This is a genomic window from Cellulomonas fimi, from assembly GCF_028583725.1.
GTDB lineage: Bacteria > Actinomycetota > Actinomycetes > Actinomycetales > Cellulomonadaceae > Cellulomonas > Cellulomonas fimi_B.
Genome location: NZ_CP110680.1, coordinates 2,677,175 through 2,692,880, shown reverse-complemented (window position 1 = coordinate 2,692,880; position 15,706 = coordinate 2,677,175). Strand labels below are relative to the sequence as shown.

The window sequence follows — 15,706 nt, the reverse complement described above, 5'->3', positions numbered from 1 at the left end:
GCGTGCGGACCACCGGTGCCCGGTCAGGCGCAGGCGTCCTGGTCCGGCGGGTTCAGGTCGGCGTTGTACTGGAAGCCGGACGCACCGACGTTCTTCTCGATGAGCTGCTCCCACGTGCCGTCCTCGATCATGGCCCCGATGGCCTCGTTGATCGCCTCGCACTGGTCGGAGTCCTTCGGCAGGCCGACGCCGTAGTTCTCCTCGGAGAACGGGTTGCCGACGACCTTGACCTTGCCCTCGTTGGCGGGCACCGACGCGAGGCCGGCGAGGATGATGTCGTCGGTCGTGACGGCGTCGACCTGTCCGGCGGTGAGCGCGGTGACGCACTCGGCGTACCCGGGCTGCTCGAGGAGGTTCGTCCCGGCGGCGTACTCGTCCTTGATGCGCTGGGCGCTCGTGGACCCGGTGACGGAGCACAGGTTCTTGCCCTCGAGATCCTCGGGCCCGGTGATCGAGTCGTCGTCGGCCGCGACGAGCAGGTCCTGCCCGGCGACGAAGTACGGACCGGCGAAGGAGACGACCTCCTTGCGCTTGTCGGTGATCGAGTACGTCGCGAAGATCATGTCGACCTGGCCGGTCTGCAGCAGGTTCTCGCGCTGCGCGGACGGCGCCGAGACCCACTCGATCTGGTCCTCGGAGTAGCCGAGCGCCTCGGCGACGTAGCGGGCGACGTCGGTGTCGAACCCGGTGTAGTCGGACCCGTCCTGGAACCCGAGCCCCGGCTGGTCGAACTTGATGCCGATCCGGATGCTCCCCTCGGCGCCGCCGGAGGTCTCGGTGGAGTCGCCGGTGGCGCCGGCGTCCGTGTCGTCGTCACCACCGCCGCTGGAACAGGCGGCGAGCGTGAGCGTGGCGGCGGCCGCGAGTGCGACCAGTCCTCGTACGCGCATGGTGGTCCCCTTCTTCTGCGTGGACGTGCGGTGTGTCGGTCAGAGGGTCGGATCGTGTCCGGGTGGGGTCGGTGGCGGTGGCGTTGGCGTCGGGCGGGTGGGTCAGTGGGTGAGGATCTTCGACAGGAAGTCGCGGGCGCGGGCGCTGGTCGGTGCCGTGAAGAACGTCTCGGGCTCGGCCTGCTCGACGATCTGGCCGCCGTCCATGAAGACGACGCGGTGCGCGGCCCGGCGGGCGAACCCCATCTCGTGCGTGACGACGAGCATCGTCATGCCCTCGCGTGCGAGCCCGACCATGACGTCGAGGACCTCGTTGATCATCTCGGGGTCGAGCGCGGACGTCGGCTCGTCGAACAGCATGACCTTGGGGTCCATCGCGAGCGCGCGGGCGATCGCGACACGCTGCTGCTGGCCGCCGGAGAGCTGGGCGGGCAGCTTCTGGGCCTGGTCGGCGACGCCGACGCGCTGGAGCAGCTCCATCGCGCGCGCGGTCGCGACGGACTTCTTGACCCCCTTCGCGCGGGTCGGCCCGAGCGTGACGTTCTCGAGCACCGTCTTGTGGGCGAAGAGGTTGAACGACTGGAACACCATGCCGACGTCGGCGCGCAGCCGCGCGAGGTCACGCCCCTCGGCGGGCAGCTCCTTGCCGTCGATGGTGATGGTGCCCGCGTCGATCGTCTCGAGCCGGTTGATGGTGCGGCAGAGCGTCGACTTGCCGCTGCCGGAGGGTCCGATGACGACGACGACCTCGCCGCGGCGCACGGTGAGGTCGACGGACTTGAGCACGTGCAGGGGGCCGAAGTGCTTGTCGACGCCGGAGAGGACGACGAGCGGGTCCCCGACGGGTCGGTCGGCGGCGGTGGGGGACGGGTCCGTCGCGAGGTCAGCCATTCGACGACGCTAGAGGGCATGTGTCCGTTTCGGCCACCCGTGCGGGTCACGGTTGTGCAACACCGCAGTCAAGTGCGCTGGCCGAGCGGTGCTGGACGGCGGTCCGCGACGGGTCGGAGCCGGCCACGGGCGTCCCGCCGGGGCGCGGTGCCGGGCGCGTTCCCGGCGGGTCGTACCCTTGTCGGTGATGTCCACGACCCTGCCCGCCCCGACGCCGCTCGCCCCTGAGACGACCGGCGCGTCCCCGCGCACCTATCTCGTCAAGACGCTCGGCTGCCAGATGAACGTGCACGACTCCGAGCACATGGCGGGCATGCTCGAGCAGGCCGGCTACGTCCCGGCGAGCCCCGCGGACGCCGCGGCCGAGGACGCCGACGTCATCGTCATCAACACGTGCGCGGTGCGCGAGAACGCGGCCGACAAGCTGTACGGCAACCTCGGGCGCCTCGCGGGAACCAAGCGCGCGCGTCCCGGGATGCAGATCGCCGTGGGCGGCTGCCTCGCGCAGAAGGACCGCGCGGGCATCGTCGAGCGTGCGCCGTGGGTCGACGTCGTGTTCGGCACCCACAACCTCGACGTGCTGCCCGTCCTGCTGGAGCGCGCGCGGCACAACGAGCGCGCCGAGGTCGAGATCGCGGAGTCGCTGCAGGTCTTCCCCTCCACGCTGCCGACCCGGCGCGAGTCCGCCTACGCCGGCTGGGTGTCGATCAGCGTCGGGTGCAACAACACGTGCACGTTCTGCATCGTGCCGCACCTGCGCGGCAAGGAGCGCGACCGTCGGCCGGGGGAGATCCTCGCCGAGGTCGAGGCGCTCGTGCAGCAGGGCGCGATCGAGGTCACGCTGCTCGGGCAGAACGTGAACTCGTACGGCGTGGAGTTCGGCGACCGCGGCGCGTTCGCGAAGCTGCTGCGCGCGGCCGGTGCGATCGAGGGCCTCGAGCGGCTGCGGTTCACGTCGCCGCACCCGGCCGCGTTCACCGACGACGTCATCGAGGCGATGGCCGCGACGCCCACCGTGATGCCGCAGCTGCACATGCCGCTTCAGTCGGGGTCGGACCGGATCCTGCGCGCGATGCGCCGCTCGTACCGCTCGGAGAAGTTCCTCGGCATCCTCGACCGCGTGCGCGCCGCGATGCCGCACGCCGCGATCACGACCGACATCATCGTGGGCTTCCCGGGTGAGACCGAGGAGGACTTCGCGGAGACCCTGCGCGTCGTCGAGGCGTCGCGCTTCGCGTCCGCGTTCACGTTCCAGTACTCGCCGCGGCCCGGCACGCCCGCCGCCGACCTCCCCGACCAGCTGCCGAAGGCCGTCGTGCAGGAGCGCTACGAGCGGCTCGTCGCGCTCCAGGAGCGCATCTCCCTCGAGGAGAACCGGGCGCAGGTCGGCCGGACGCTCGAGGTGCTCGTGTCCGAGGGCGAGGGCCGCAAGGACGGTGCGACCGAGCGTCGGTCCGGCCGTGCCGAGGACAACCGCCTCGTGCACCTCGCGCTGCCTGCGGACCTGGCACCGCAGGACGCGCCTCGCCCCGGCGACGTCGTGACGGTGACCGTCACGCACGGCGCACCCCATCACCTCGTGGCCGACTCCGGCGCGACGGGCGGCACGTTCGCGGTGCGGCGCACGCGCGCCGGCGACGCGTGGGCCGCGCGGCAGGCGGGTGACGACGCCCACGACCACGGGGGATCGGCCTGCGGCACGGGCGCCCCGGCGCCGACCGGTCCGGTCGTCCTCGGCCTGCCGACGATCGGCGTGCGCGCCTGACCACGACGCCGGTCGCTCCCTGACGTCGTCGCGCGCCCGCGGACGGACCGCGCGCGTCAGTTGTCGGGGAGGTCCGTCGGCGGTGCGTCGTCGCGCGGCAGCAGACCCTCCAGCGCGGCGAACATCTGCACACCCGTCCCGAGCCCGCACGCGACGAGCTGCGCGAGCTGGAGGTCGGTCACGCCGGGCTCGAAGTCGGCGGACACCTCGCTGTAGAGCGCGATGACCCCGTCCTCCTCGCGCAGGTACGCCTTGGGCCAGATGCGCTCGCGGTTCCAGTCGTTGACCGCGAGGCCGACGGCCGCGCGCTGCTCGAGCGCGAACGTCCGGTGCCAGCGGCCCCGCACCTGCAGGATCTCCTGGTGCTCGCCGAGCATGAGGAACCAGAACCGGCTGCCGTCCCACGTGCCGGTGAGGTCACCGTCCTCGTCCACGACGAACCGGTACCCGCGGCCGAGCAGGTAGTCGCCGATCCGGTCCCGGGTGAGCGGGCGCGGCGGCTCGTCGTCGGCCGACGGTCGCTTCGTGGGCTTGGGGAGCCCGCCGAGGACCCGCAGCAGCCAGCCGGGTCCGCTCATCGTGCCTCCCGCCTCACGGTGCGACCCCCGCGGGGTCGGGATAGCGCTCGTCGAGCGCGTCGAAGAACATGCTGCCGGTCGACAGCCCGCAGAACAGCATCTGGCTCAGCTGCGCGTCGGTCGCCCCGTGCTCCAGGTCGGTCGCGACCTCCGACACCACGTGCACGCGCCCGTTGTCCCGCACCCGCACGTACGCCTTGGGCCAGATCCGGTCGGCGTTCCACTCGTTGCACAGGTCGAGCACCTCCTCGAGGCGCTCGATCGCGATCTCCCGGTGCCACTGCCCCCGGACCTGGAGGATCTCGGCCTTCTCGCCGAAGAGGAAGAAGTAGAACAGCCGGCCGCGCCACAGACCGCCCAGGTCGCCGTCGTTGTCGACGAAGTAGCTGAACTGGTTCTGCGTCATCCACGCGGCGATCCGGGCGGGCGTCACGGCCGACGGCAGGTCCTCGGCAGGCTCGGCGACGCCGAGCTCGCGGGCGAGCAGCGCGGCGACCCGCTCGTGCAGCTCGTCGTCCGTCGGCTCCGGCGCGGCGACGTCGCGCGGGACGTGACGCGCCGGCCGCTGGCGGCGCGCGAGCCAGCGGCGGGCACGGTCGGCGAACGGTGCCATGCGGACGACCCTACCCGCGCCCGCCGACGCCGCGCGGTCACCGGACGCGGTCATCCGTCCGCCACCCGATACGGTCGGGGGCATGCTCGTCGCCGCGGCCCTGGTGCCCGACACCGCCCTCCTGGTCCCGGGGGTCTCCGGCGGCCACGACGTCCTGACGGAGCTGCGCGAGGCGGCGGTCGCGGCGGTCGCGGCGGCGGTCGGCGGCGCGCGTGAGGTCGTCGTCGTCGCGCCCGCGGCGCGTGCGGGCGAGCCGACCGGGAGGCTGCGCGGGTCGCTCGGCGCGGTCGGTGTGCCCGACGTCCTGCTCGGCTGGCCGGTGCCCGAGGTCGTGGTCGGCACGCCGGGTGACGGCGGGACCGGCGTGCCGGGGGACGCCGTGGTGCCCGCGGTCGCGTCGTCCGTCGCGCTGCACCTGCTCGCGCATGCCGGGTGGGACGGTCCCGTGCGGGTCGTCGAGGTCGGGCGCGACGCGGTCGGCGCCGGGGCGGCCGCGTCGCTCGCCGAGCGGGGCGCGGGGCTCGTGCGCGGCACCGAGGACCCGGTGGCGCTCGTCGTGGTCGGCTCGGGCAGCGGGCGGCACGGTCCGGACGCGCCGCTCGCCGACGACGCGCGCGCACCCGTGCTCGACGCATCCCTCGCCGCCGACCTGGGCACGGCGGACGTCGCGGCCCGCGCACGGCTCGCTGCCCTCGACGCCGGGCTCGCCTCCGCGCTGGCCGTGACGGGCTGGGCGCCGTGGCAGGTGCTGCTCGGTGGCGTCGGGACGCGCGCCGTCGAGGCCACCCTCCTCGCCGCGGACACCTCGTCGGGCGCGCACCACGTGGTGGCGCTGTGGCGTGTGGACCGCGGTGCGCCGGCTCACGATCCGGTGGGACCCGCCGCCGTCGACCCGACGCGCCCCGACCGACCGGCGGCCGACTCGTGACGCTCGTCGTCGCCGTCGTCGGACCGACGGCCACCGGCAAGTCGGACCTCGGCATCGCGCTCGCGCTGGCCCTCGGCGGCGAGGTCGTCAACACCGACGCGATGCAGCTCTACCGCGGCATGGACATCGGCACGGCGAAGGTCCCCGTGGACGAGCGGCGCGGCGTGCCGCACCACCTGCTCGACGTGCTCGAGCCGTCGCAGGACGCGACCGTCGCGGACTACCAGCAGCGTGCCCGCGCGACGCTCGCGGACCTCGACGCGCGGGGTGTGCGCGCGGTCGCCGTGGGCGGCTCCGGCCTGTACGTGCGCGCGCTGCTCGACCACATGGAGTTCCCGGGGACCGACCCGGACCTGCGGGCGCGGCTCGAGGAGCGCGTCGAGCGTGAGGGGTCGCGTGCGCTGCACGCCGAGCTCGCGGCGGCCGACCCGGTGGCGGCCGAGGGCATCGGCCCGCGCAACGCGCGCCGCGTCGTGCGGGCGCTCGAGGTGATCGCGCTCACGGGCCGCCCCTATTCGGCGTCGCTGCCGCAGCACGTCTACGAGGTCCCCGCCGTGCAGATCGGGCTCGACTGCGACCGCCCGACGCTCGACGCGCGCGTCGCCGGGCGCGTCGACCGGATGTGGGCCGCGGGTCTCGTCGACGAGGTCGACGGGCTGCTCGCGCGCGGCCTCGGCCGGACCGCGTCGCGTGCGGTCGGCTACGCCGAGGTCGCCGCGATGCTGCGCGGCGAGCTCACCGAGCAGGAGGCCCGCGACGCGACGACCGCCGGGACGCGACGGCTGGCCCGCAAGCAGATGGGCTGGTTCGGCCGCGACCCCCGCGTGCACTGGCTCGACGCGCGGGACCCCGGCCTCGTCGACCGTGCGCTCGACCTCGTCGCCCGGGCCGACGCCGGGACGCTCGGACCCGCCACCGACGACCCCGCACCCCGCCGTAGTCTGGGGTCATGACGACCGTCCCCGTGTCCGCCGACGCGCCCGCCGACCTGCCGCTCGCGGTCGGGCTCTCGGTGACCAAGGGCCACGGCACGCAGAACGACTTCGTGCTCGTCGACGACCGTGACGGCGTGCTCGACCTCACCGCGCCCCTCGTGCGCGAGCTCGCGGACCGCCGCGCGGGGCTCGGTGGCGACGGTGTCATCCGTCTCGTCGCGAGCCGTCTGCTGCCCGAGGGGGCCGCCGTGCTCGCCGAGGACCCGGCCGCGACCTGGTTCATGGACTACCGCAACGCCGACGGATCGGTCGCCGAGATGTGCGGCAACGGCGTGCGCGTCTTCGCCGCGTTCGCGCAGCGCCTCGGCCTGTGGGACGCCGACGAGGAGCTCGTGCTCGGCACCCGGGCGGGCGTGCGCCGCGTGCGCCGCGTGCCGGTGCCCGCGGGGCTCGACGACGACGTCTGGTACGCGGTCGACATGGGCCGCTGGTCCGTCCCCGGGGGCGACGACGCCGTCCGGGCCGGGTTCGACGCGCAGGTGCACGTCGCCGGGCTCGACGACGTCCGCCCCGCGCTGTCGCTCGACGTCGGCAACCCGCACACGGTCCTCGCGCTCGCGGGCCCCGACGAGCTCGCCGCCGCCGACCTCACGCGCGCGCCCGAGGTCCGGCCGGTCCCGCCGCACGGCACCAACGTCGAGCTCGTGGTGCCGCTCGCCGAGGACCGCGCCGCCGACGGCACGCTCGTCGGCCACGTCGCGATGCGCGTGCACGAGCGCGGGGTCGGCGAGACGCGCTCGTGCGGCACCGGTGCGTGCGCCGCCGCGATGGCGGTCCGGACGTGGGCCGGGGTGGGCTCGCCCGACGTGTGGCTCGTCGACGTCCCGGGCGGCACCGTCCGTGTCACTGCCCTGGCGGACGGTCACGTCGAGCTCGCCGGGCCGGCCGTCCTCGTCGCCACCGCGACCGTCGACCTCGCGGCCGTCGCGGGGGCCTCCGGCCGATGACGGCGGCCGTGCCGACCTCCGACGTCCTGCTCACCGCCGACGAGCTCGGCGCTCCGCTCGGCGCGCGCGCCACGGTCGTCCAGTTCTCCAGCACCTTCTGCGTGCCGTGCCGCCGGACCCGTCAGGTCGTCGAGCACGCGCTCCGGGCCGTGGACGGGGTCGCGCACGTCGACCTCGACGTCGCCCACCACCTCGACCTCGGCGAGCGGCTCGCGATCACGTCGACACCGACCGTGCTCGTCCTCGACGCCGCCGGCCACGTCCGCCGTCGCGCCGCCGGCGTCCCCACGCTCGCGCAGCTCCGGGCCGCCGTCGCCGACGCGGCGGGCACGGTCCAGGCGCACGCCCGGTCCTGACGCCGCCGCCCCCGCGGGCAGGCGCTCAGGCGTCCCGCACGACGAGGACCCGGAAGCCCTTCGCGCTCGCGGACCGCTCGACCACGACGCCCGGCCCCAGGGTCTCGGCCAGCCAGCGCTGCAGGGAGTCGGCGCCGAGGTTCTTCCCGACGACGAGGTGCGCGTCGCCGCCCGCCGCCCGCCGGGGCAGCCAGCGCAGCAGCAGCGCGTGCAGGGCCTGCTTGCCGACCCGGATCGGCGGGTTGGAGCGGATCGTGGCGAACCGCACGTCGTCGGGGACGTCGTCGGGCAGCGCCGCCACGACGTTCCCCAGCCCGAGGGCGGCGGCGTTCCGACGGACGAGGTCGAGCGCGCGCTCGTTCACGTCGACCGCCCAGACCCGGGCCCCGGGAGACTCCAGCGCGAGCGCGAGCGCGACGGGACCCCAGCCGCAGCCGAGGTCGAGGAGGTCGCCCGTCGCCGGGGCCGGAGGAGCGGTCCGCAGCAGGACCTGCGTGCCGAGGTCGACGTGGTCGGGGGAGAAGACGCCACCGGCGGTCTGCACCGGGACGCGGCGCCCGGCCAGCTCGACCGTCAACGTGCGCAGCTCCACCGGGGACGCGGGCTGCGCGGTGAAGTAGTGCTCCTGCCCGCTCACGCGCCGACCCTACCCGGCAGCGCTCGGCCCGCAGCGAAATGGATCGCACCGCGGGGGAGCGCGTGCGACCCTGGAACGAGCCGACGAAGCCGATCCGAGAGGAACCGCGTGAACGACCCGCAGCACACCACCCACGAGACCGAGGCGTACGAGCCTCGCTCCGTGCAGGACGTCGCCGACGACGTCGTCGCGCGTGTGCTCGCCCGGGCCGGCACCGCGTTGCAGGACGGCGGCACCGTCCACTCCACGTACGACGGCGACCAGCTCGACCTCGAGGAGCGCACGTCGCTGCGCCGGGTCGCGGGTCTGTCCACCGAGCTCGAGGACGTCACCGAGGTCGAGTACCGCCAGCTCCGCCTGGAGAAGGTCGTGCTCGTCGGCGTCTGGGGGACCGGCACCGCCGAGGACGCCGAGATCTCGCTGCGCGAGCTCGCCGCGCTCGCCGAGACCGCCGGCTCGCAGGTCCTCGACGGCGTCATCCAGCGTCGCCGCACGCCCGACCCGGGCACCTACCTCGGCTCCGGCAAGGCCGCGGAGCTCGCGATGCTCGTCGCGTCGGTCGGGGCCGACACGGTCGTCGTGGACGGCGAGCTCGCTCCCTCGCAGCGCCGTGCGCTCGAGGACATCGTGCGCGTCAAGGTCGTCGACCGGACCGCGCTGATCCTCGACATCTTCGCGCAGCACGCGAAGTCCCGGGAGGGCAAGGCACAGGTCGAGCTCGCGCAGCTCGAGTACCTGCTCCCGCGCCTGCGTGGCTGGGGCGAGTCGATGTCCCGGCAGGCCGGCGGCCAGGTCGGCGGCGCCGGGGCGGGCATGGGCTCGCGCGGTCCCGGTGAGACGAAGATCGAGCTCGACCGCCGCCGCATCCGCAACCGCATGGCCAAGCTGCGCCGCGAGATCGCCGCGATGGAGCCGGCGCGCGTGACCAAGCGCGCGTCGCGCCGCAAGAACGCGATCCCGTCGGTCGCGATCGCGGGCTACACGAACGCCGGCAAGTCGTCGCTGCTCAACCGCCTGACCAACGCGGGCGTCCTCGTCGAGAACGCGCTGTTCGCGACCCTGGACCCGACGGTCCGCCGTGCCGAGACGACGGACGGGCGCGTCTACACGCTCGCCGACACCGTGGGCTTCGTCCGGGCGCTGCCGCACCAGCTCGTCGAGGCATTCCGGTCGACGCTCGAGGAGGTCGCCGACGCGGACCTGATCCTGCACGTCGTCGACGCGTCCCACCCGGACCCCGAGGGGCAGATCGCAGCCGTGCGGCACGTGTTCGCCGACATCCCCGGGGCGATGGACGTGCCCGAGATCGTCGTGCTCAACAAGGCGGACCGGGCGTCCGAGGAGGCGATCGCACGGCTGCGCTCGCGCGAGCTGCACTCCGTCGTGGTGTCCGCGCACACGGGCGAGGGTGTCGCGGAGCTGCAGGCGCTGATCGCCGACCAGCTCCCGCGGCCCGGTGTGGCCGTCGACGTCGTGGTCCCGTACGACCGCGGCGACCTCGTGAGCCGGGTGCACGAGCACGGTGACATCGACCACGAGGAGCACACCGCGCAGGGCACCGCGCTGCGGGCACGGGTCGACTCGCAGCTCGCGTCCGAGCTGAACGCGGCGGCGGTCCGGACGGCCTGACGGACGCCGCGGGTGACCGCGACTACGCTGTCGCGGTGCCCGATGCGGAACCGACGGTCGACGACCTCCTGGACCTCGCCGTCGGCGCCCTGGGGGGCGCCCGTCGCGACGGTCAGCACGCGATGGCGCAGGCCGTCGCGCGGTCGCTCGAGACCGGCGAGCACCTGCTCGTCCAGGCCGGGACGGGCACCGGGAAGTCGCTCGGCTACCTGGTCCCGGCGGTCCGGCACGCGGTCCTCGCGGACGAGCACGTCGTCGTGTCCACCGCCACGCTCGCGCTGCAGCGCCAGGTCGTCACGCGCGACCTGCCGCTCGTCGCGGACGCGCTCGCGCCACGCCTGCCCCGCCGGCCGCACATCGCGCTCCTCAAGGGCTGGCACAACTACCTCTGCGTGCACAAGGTCGCCGGTGGCTACCCCGAGGACGAGCCCGGCACGCTGTTCGACCTCGGTGACCACGCCGGCGCGGCCGACCACCCCGCGCCCGCGGGGGCGGGACGTCGCGACGGCGGCGAGTCGCTGGGCGAGCAGATCCTGCGGCTGCGCGAGTGGGCCGAGGAGACCGACACCGGTGATCGCGACGACCTCGTCCCGGGCGTCACCGACCGCGCGTGGCGGCAGGTGTCCGTCACGTCGCTCGAGTGCCTCGGGACGCGGTGCCCGATGATCGAGGAGTGCTTCCCCGAGCGGGCGCGCGCGTCCGCCCGGGAGGCGGACGTCGTGGTGACCAACCACGCGATGCTCGGGATCGCCGCCTCGGGCTCGCCCGGCGTCCTGCCCGAGCACGACGTGATCGTCGTCGACGAGGCCCACGAGCTCACCGACCGCGTCACCGCCCAGGCGACGTCCGACCTCTCGTTCGCGACCGTCGACCACGCCGCGCGTCTGGCCCGTCGGCACGGGGGTGTGCCCACCACCGACCTCGACGCCGCCGCGCAGGCGCTCGCCGCGGTGCTGGTCGAGCTCCCCGAGGGGCGGTTCCCCGCGGGCCTGCCCGACGCCGCGCGCGACGCCGTCGCCGCCGTCCGGGACGCGTCGCGCACCCTGCTCAGCGCCCTCAAGCCCGACTCGACGGCCGGGCGACCCGCGGCCCCCGACGGCGGGCTCAAGATGGCCGCGTCGGCGATGCTCGCGCTGTTCGAGGTCGCCGACCGCATGGCCGCCGACCCCGAGGACAACCGGCACACCGTCCTGTGGTGCGCGCGCGGCGAGGACCGCCGAGGTGGCGTGCTGACCCGCCTGCACGCGGCGCCGCTCGCCGTGAACGGGCTCATCCGCACGAACCTGCTCGCGGGGCGCACGGGTGTCCTCACCTCGGCGACGCTCTCGCTCGGCGGCTCGTTCGACCCGATCGCGCGCTCGGTCGGCCTCGAGGTCCGTCCCGACGCCGAGCCCGTCGGACCGTCGCGCCTGCCCGGCGCGGTCGGCGACGACGACGCCCCCGATGACGCGGCCGGTGCGGACGTCGCGGCCGAGACCGGCCCGGTGACCTGGCACGGGCTCGACGTCGGCAGCCCGTTCGACTACGCCCGGCAGGGCATCCTCTACGTCGCACGCCGCCTGCCGCCGCCGGGTCGCGAGCCGGCCACCGACGCGCAGCTCGACGAGATCGAGGCGCTCGTCCGCGCAGCGGGTGGCCGCACGCTCGGGCTGTTCTCCTCCCGACGCGCCGCCACCGCCGCGGCGCTCGCGATGCGCGAACGGCTCGACGTGCCCGTCCTGCTGCAGGGCGACGACCAGCTCCCGACGCTCGTCGCGCAGTTCGCCGCCGACGAGCCGACCTGCCTGTTCGGGACGCTGTCGCTCTGGCAGGGCGTCGACGTGCCCGGTCCCGCGTGCCGTCTGGTGCTCATCGACCGGATCCCGTTCCCGCGCCCCGACGACCCGGTGCGCTCCGCCCGGACCGAGGCCGTCGCGGCCGCCGGCGGCAACGGCTTCATGTCGGTCTCGGCGACGCACGCCGCCCTCCTCCTCGCGCAGGGCGCCGGACGCCTCGTCCGGACGACCGAGGACCGGGGCGTCGTCGCGGTGCTCGACCCGCGGCTCGTCACCGCCCGCTACGGCGAGTTCCTGGCGCGGTCCCTGCCCGGCTTCTGGCGGACGACCGAGCGCGACGTCGCCGTGTCCGCCCTGCGCCGACTCACCGGGGACGGCTAGCCTCGGAGCTGCGCCGACGTGCGGTGCCGGTGCTGGTGACCGGCGCCGACGCGCACCCTGACCGACCCGGGCCCGGGCGGTCGCACGACGACGCCGGAGAAGCCGATGACCGACACCCCTGACCTCGACGACGCCGTGACGCCGCTCGTCCCGCGCCGCCGCACGTCCAAGCTCGCGATCGTCGGGGCGGGCGCCGTCGGGTCGACGATGGCGTACGCCGCCCTCATGCGCGGCGCTGCCCGGTCCGTCGCGCTCTACGACATCAACAAGGCGAAGGTGCAGGCGGAGGCGCTCGACCTGGGGCACGGCATCCAGTTCATGCCGATGGCCGAGGTGGTCGGCTCCGACGACATCGCGGTGTGCGCGGACGCCGACATCGTCATGTTCACCGCCGGCGCCAAGCAGAAGCCGGGGCAGACCCGTCTGGACCTCGCCGAGGCGACGATCTCCCTCGTCCGCAAGGTGCTGCCGGCCGTCGTGGAGGTCGCACCCGACGCCACCTACGTCATGGTGACGAACCCCGTCGACGTCGTCACGTACGCGGCGCTGCGCATCTCGGGGCTCCCGCCGTCGCGGCTGTTCGGCTCCGGCACCGTGCTCGACTCGTCGCGGCTCCGCTACCTCATCGCGCGCGAGACGGGTGTCGCCGTGCAGAACGTGCACGCGTACGTCGCCGGCGAGCACGGCGACAGCGAGCTGCCGCTGTGGAGCTCCGCGAGCATCGGCGCCGTGCCCCTGCTCGAGTGGAACGGCCTCGGCGGGCGGGGCGGTGCCCTGACCTCCGAGGTGCGCGAGCGGATCGCGCGCGAGGTCGTCGACTCGGCGTACCAGATCATCGAGGGCAAGGGCGCCACGAACTACGCGGTCGCGCTCGCCGGCTCCCGGATCATCGAGGCCGTCCTCAACGACGAGTCGCGCATCCTGCCGGTCTCGTCGCTGCTCGACGACTACTACGGCATCTCCGACGTCTGCCTGTCGGTCCCCGCCGTCGTCGGGGCGAAGGGTGTCGAGGACCGGCTCGCGGTGCCGATGTCCGCCGACGAGCTCGCCGGTATGCGCCGCTCGGCCGAGGCCGTCAAGGACGTCGCACGCCAGTTCGGGTTCTAGACCGTTCCTCAGGGCCTCAGGGCCTCAGGGCCTCAGGGCCTCAGGGCCTCAGTCGGGTGCTCGGGACGCGCGGCTCCCGTGGCGCGCCGTCTGCGCGTGACGGGAGCCGCGTCGTCGGTGCGCGTGCGCGCCGCGCGCGGTGCTGCGGCGAGCGCGCGGCTCAGTGCGAGCGCAGGGCGTCGATCAGCTGCGACTTGCGCATGCGCGACCGGCCCTCGATGCCGACGTCGGCCGCCTTCTTGCGGAGGTCGTCGACCGTCCAGTCGTCGTAGTCGCCCGAGCGGCCGCCCTTGCGCCCCACGGCCGAGCGTGAGGTGTTCGCGGCGGCGTTGGCGATGCGCGCCGACTTCTCCTTGCTGTTCCCCTCGTCGCGCAGCCGCTCGTAGAGCTTCTCGTCCTTCACGCTGGGGCCGGGGTCCCGCATGCGTCCGGGCATCATGACTCCTCGGTCGACGTCGGGGCGGCGTCCTCACCCGCCACCAGCGTCGCCCCGACCGGCGTCGGACGCACGCCCAGCGGGAGGCGTCGCGCAGCGCACGGACGTTCCCCGGCGGGCACGACGAGCGACGCGCCGGTGGGTGCGGGGGAGCAGGCCGATCACAGACTCCGCAGGACCGAGACGACCCGGCCGAGGATCGTCGCCTCGTCGCCCACGATGGGCGCGTACGCGGCGTTGTGCGGCATGAGCCAGACGTGCCCGTCGGCGCGACGCAGGGTCTTGACGGTGGCCTCACCGTCGATCATCGCCGCGACGATCTCGCCGTTCTCGGCGACCGGCTGGCGGCGCACGACGACCCAGTCGCCGTCGCAGATCGCGGCGTCGACCATCGAGTCGCCGGCGACACGCAGGAGGAAGAGCTCGCCGTCGCCGACGAGCTGGCGCGGCAGCGGGAAGACGTCCTCCACGACCTGCTCGGCGAGGATGGGTCCGCCGGCGGCGATGCGGCCGACGACGGGGACGTACGACGGGCTGGGGACGCGCTCGTCGTCGCCCGCGCCGCCCGGTGCGACGAAGGGTGCGCGGGTGCCGTCGGGCGCGGTCCACGTCGCGACGCCGCGGGAGTCGTCGGGGTGCACGACCTCGATCGCGCGCGGTCGGTTGGGGTCCCGGCGGAGGTAGCCCTTGCGCTCGAGCGCGCTGAGCTGGTGCTTGACGCTGGACGGGCTCGTGAGGCCGACCGCCTCGCCGATCTCGCGCATGCTGGGCGGGTAGCCGCGCGACTCGACCGACGCCCGGATGGTGTCGAGCACCAGGCGCTGGCGGGCGGTGAGCCCGTCCGCGCCGTCGGGGCCCTCGGGGAGCGCGTGGACGGTCGCCACCCGGTCCTGTGCGCCGGTCGTGGTGTCCCCGCTCGTGCTCACTGCAGCCCTCCTGACGTCGTCGGCCGGTCGCCGCCTGCTCGGTGCAGCCGTCGCGCGCCACCGCCTCCGCCCGGTGCTCCCGGCCTGGCCAGGGGCGATGTCAGTGGTCGGTGGTGCGCTTGTCCTGCGCCGCCAGCCTAGGCAGTGCGAGCAGCGAGATCAAACATCTGTTCGATCTTCTCTGGACGCGTGTCGGGGCCGGGTGGTAGACATCGTACAGACGTTCGACGAACAGGCGTTCGAACACGAGCGAGCGGAGGGTCGACATGAGCGCTGCGGTGCTGTCGCCGGTCATGACGGGAACGGCGCGTCCGAACCTGCGGGTCGTGCGGTCGTTGCCCGTGCCCGTGTCGCGGGACGGCGTGACGACGCCGGTCGCCGGCCCGACCCCCGTCGATGTCCGTACGGGGCGCTCCGTGCCCGGCGCGCACGCGACGTCCGCGCGTCCCGCACCGCTGCGGCTCACGGCGCGTGGTCGGTTCGTCGTGGTCGCCCTCGGGCTCCTGCTGTCGATCGGGGTGTCGGCGATCGCGGCCCGGGCGGTCGCGGACGGGCCCGTCAGCTCCGCGGTCGAGGTGACGCGTCACGTCGTCCTCGAGGGGGAGACCATGTGGGGTCTCGCCGAGCAGGTCGCGGCACCGGGCGAGGACGTGCGGGACGTCGTGCTCGAGCTCGTCCGCCTCAACGACCTGCCGAGCGCGGGGCTGATGGCCGGCCAGGAGATCCTGCTTCCGCGCGGCTGAGCATGCGCGGCCGGTCGGGGATGGCGGCCGCGCAGGACGTTGACGACACCCGGGTGCACGGATAGGTTAGGCTTACCTCATCGAACGGGCTGGGGGGCTCGTCGAGGTG

General features: G+C 74.5%; 16 protein-coding genes. 9 read left to right on the top strand and 7 right to left on the bottom strand.

Annotated features, from left to right (window positions below):
- Nucleotides 1-23 precede the first annotated feature (23 nt).
- Together OOT42_RS12185 and OOT42_RS12180 are read right to left on the bottom strand one after the other, a co-directional pair.
- On the bottom strand, nt 24-890 hold the full coding sequence (locus OOT42_RS12185; RefSeq protein ID WP_273651474.1) for a glutamate ABC transporter substrate-binding protein: 867 nt from the start codon (nt 888-890) through the stop codon (nt 24-26).
- Nucleotides 891-992: 102 nt separating this feature from the next.
- On the bottom strand, nt 993-1,781 hold the full coding sequence (locus tag OOT42_RS12180; RefSeq protein ID WP_273651473.1) for an amino acid ABC transporter ATP-binding protein: 789 nt from the start codon (nt 1,779-1,781) through the stop codon (nt 993-995).
- A gap of 187 nt (nt 1,782-1,968) precedes the next feature.
- Between OOT42_RS12180 and miaB the strand changes: the two genes are divergently transcribed.
- The gene (gene miaB, locus OOT42_RS12175; RefSeq protein WP_273651472.1) at nt 1,969-3,546 is read left to right on the top strand and encodes a tRNA (N6-isopentenyl adenosine(37)-C2)-methylthiotransferase MiaB; all 1,578 of its coding nucleotides are present in this window, start codon (nt 1,969-1,971) and stop codon (nt 3,544-3,546) included.
- Between the two features lie 56 nt (nt 3,547-3,602).
- Here the strand turns inward: miaB and OOT42_RS12170 are convergent, their stop codons facing one another.
- Both OOT42_RS12170 and OOT42_RS12165 read right to left on the bottom strand, forming a co-directional pair.
- Nucleotides 3,603-4,124, bottom strand: a complete 522-nt coding sequence (locus OOT42_RS12170; RefSeq protein ID WP_273651471.1) for a YbjN domain-containing protein — start codon at nt 4,122-4,124, stop codon at nt 3,603-3,605.
- 13 nt (nt 4,125-4,137) lie between these two features.
- Entirely contained in the window at nt 4,138-4,737 is a 600-nt protein-coding gene (locus OOT42_RS12165; protein WP_273651470.1) for a YbjN domain-containing protein, read from the bottom strand.
- A gap of 82 nt (nt 4,738-4,819) precedes the next feature.
- Here OOT42_RS12165 and OOT42_RS12160 point away from each other — a divergent pair, with 82 nt between their 5' ends.
- From OOT42_RS12160 to OOT42_RS12145, 4 genes are read left to right on the top strand one after another with little or no spacing between them, the layout of a single operon-like run.
- A complete protein-coding gene (locus tag OOT42_RS12160) occupies nt 4,820-5,665 on the top strand; it encodes a hypothetical protein (RefSeq protein WP_273651469.1) in 846 nt (281 codons plus the stop codon).
- The gene (miaA, locus tag OOT42_RS12155; protein WP_273651468.1) at nt 5,662-6,618 is read left to right on the top strand and encodes a tRNA (adenosine(37)-N6)-dimethylallyltransferase MiaA; all 957 of its coding nucleotides are present in this window, start codon (nt 5,662-5,664) and stop codon (nt 6,616-6,618) included. The genes OOT42_RS12160 and miaA overlap by 4 nt, the downstream gene beginning before the upstream one ends.
- Complete coding sequence (gene dapF, locus OOT42_RS12150; protein ID WP_273651467.1) at nt 6,615-7,607, top strand: diaminopimelate epimerase; 993 nt, start codon at nt 6,615-6,617, stop codon at nt 7,605-7,607. Before miaA ends, dapF begins: the two co-directional genes overlap by 4 nt.
- An 8-nt stretch (nt 7,608-7,615) precedes the next feature.
- Complete coding sequence (locus tag OOT42_RS12145; protein ID WP_273651466.1) at nt 7,616-7,963, top strand: TlpA family protein disulfide reductase; 348 nt, start codon at nt 7,616-7,618, stop codon at nt 7,961-7,963.
- Nucleotides 7,964-7,988: 25 nt separating this feature from the next.
- Here OOT42_RS12145 and OOT42_RS12140 read toward each other — a convergent pair whose 3' ends face one another.
- Nucleotides 7,989-8,600: a class I SAM-dependent methyltransferase gene (locus tag OOT42_RS12140; RefSeq protein WP_273651465.1), complete on the bottom strand. Its 612-nt coding sequence runs from the start codon at nt 8,598-8,600 to the stop codon at nt 7,989-7,991.
- Between the two features lie 108 nt (nt 8,601-8,708).
- Between OOT42_RS12140 and hflX the strand changes: the two genes are divergently transcribed.
- The 3 genes from hflX to OOT42_RS12125 all read left to right on the top strand — a co-directional run bounded on the left by hflX (nt 8,709) and on the right by OOT42_RS12125 (nt 13,492).
- A complete protein-coding gene (gene hflX / locus OOT42_RS12135) occupies nt 8,709-10,229 on the top strand; it encodes a GTPase HflX (protein ID WP_273651464.1) in 1,521 nt (506 codons plus the stop codon).
- Between the two features lie 35 nt (nt 10,230-10,264).
- Complete coding sequence (locus tag OOT42_RS12130) at nt 10,265-12,385, top strand: ATP-dependent DNA helicase (RefSeq protein ID WP_273651463.1); 2,121 nt, start codon at nt 10,265-10,267, stop codon at nt 12,383-12,385.
- 105 nt (nt 12,386-12,490) lie between these two features.
- On the top strand, nt 12,491-13,492 hold the full coding sequence (locus tag OOT42_RS12125) for an L-lactate dehydrogenase (protein WP_273651462.1): 1,002 nt from the start codon (nt 12,491-12,493) through the stop codon (nt 13,490-13,492).
- A 160-nt stretch (nt 13,493-13,652) separates the two neighbouring features.
- Here the strand turns inward: OOT42_RS12125 and OOT42_RS12120 are convergent, their stop codons facing one another.
- Entirely contained in the window at nt 13,653-13,928 is a 276-nt protein-coding gene (locus tag OOT42_RS12120) for a DUF7218 family protein (protein WP_273651461.1), read from the bottom strand.
- Between the two features lie 161 nt (nt 13,929-14,089).
- Nucleotides 14,090-14,854 (bottom strand): transcriptional repressor LexA, encoded by a 765-nt coding sequence (gene lexA / locus OOT42_RS12115; protein ID WP_423775894.1) that lies wholly within the window; start codon nt 14,852-14,854, stop codon nt 14,090-14,092.
- Nucleotides 14,855-15,120: 266 nt separating this feature from the next.
- Between lexA and OOT42_RS12110 the strand changes: the two genes are divergently transcribed.
- Nucleotides 15,121-15,597 carry a hypothetical protein gene (locus OOT42_RS12110; protein ID WP_273651460.1) on the top strand — a complete coding sequence of 159 codons (477 nt, stop codon included), beginning with the start codon at nt 15,121-15,123 and terminating at the stop codon, nt 15,595-15,597.
- Nucleotides 15,598-15,706: the final 109 nt, after the last annotated feature.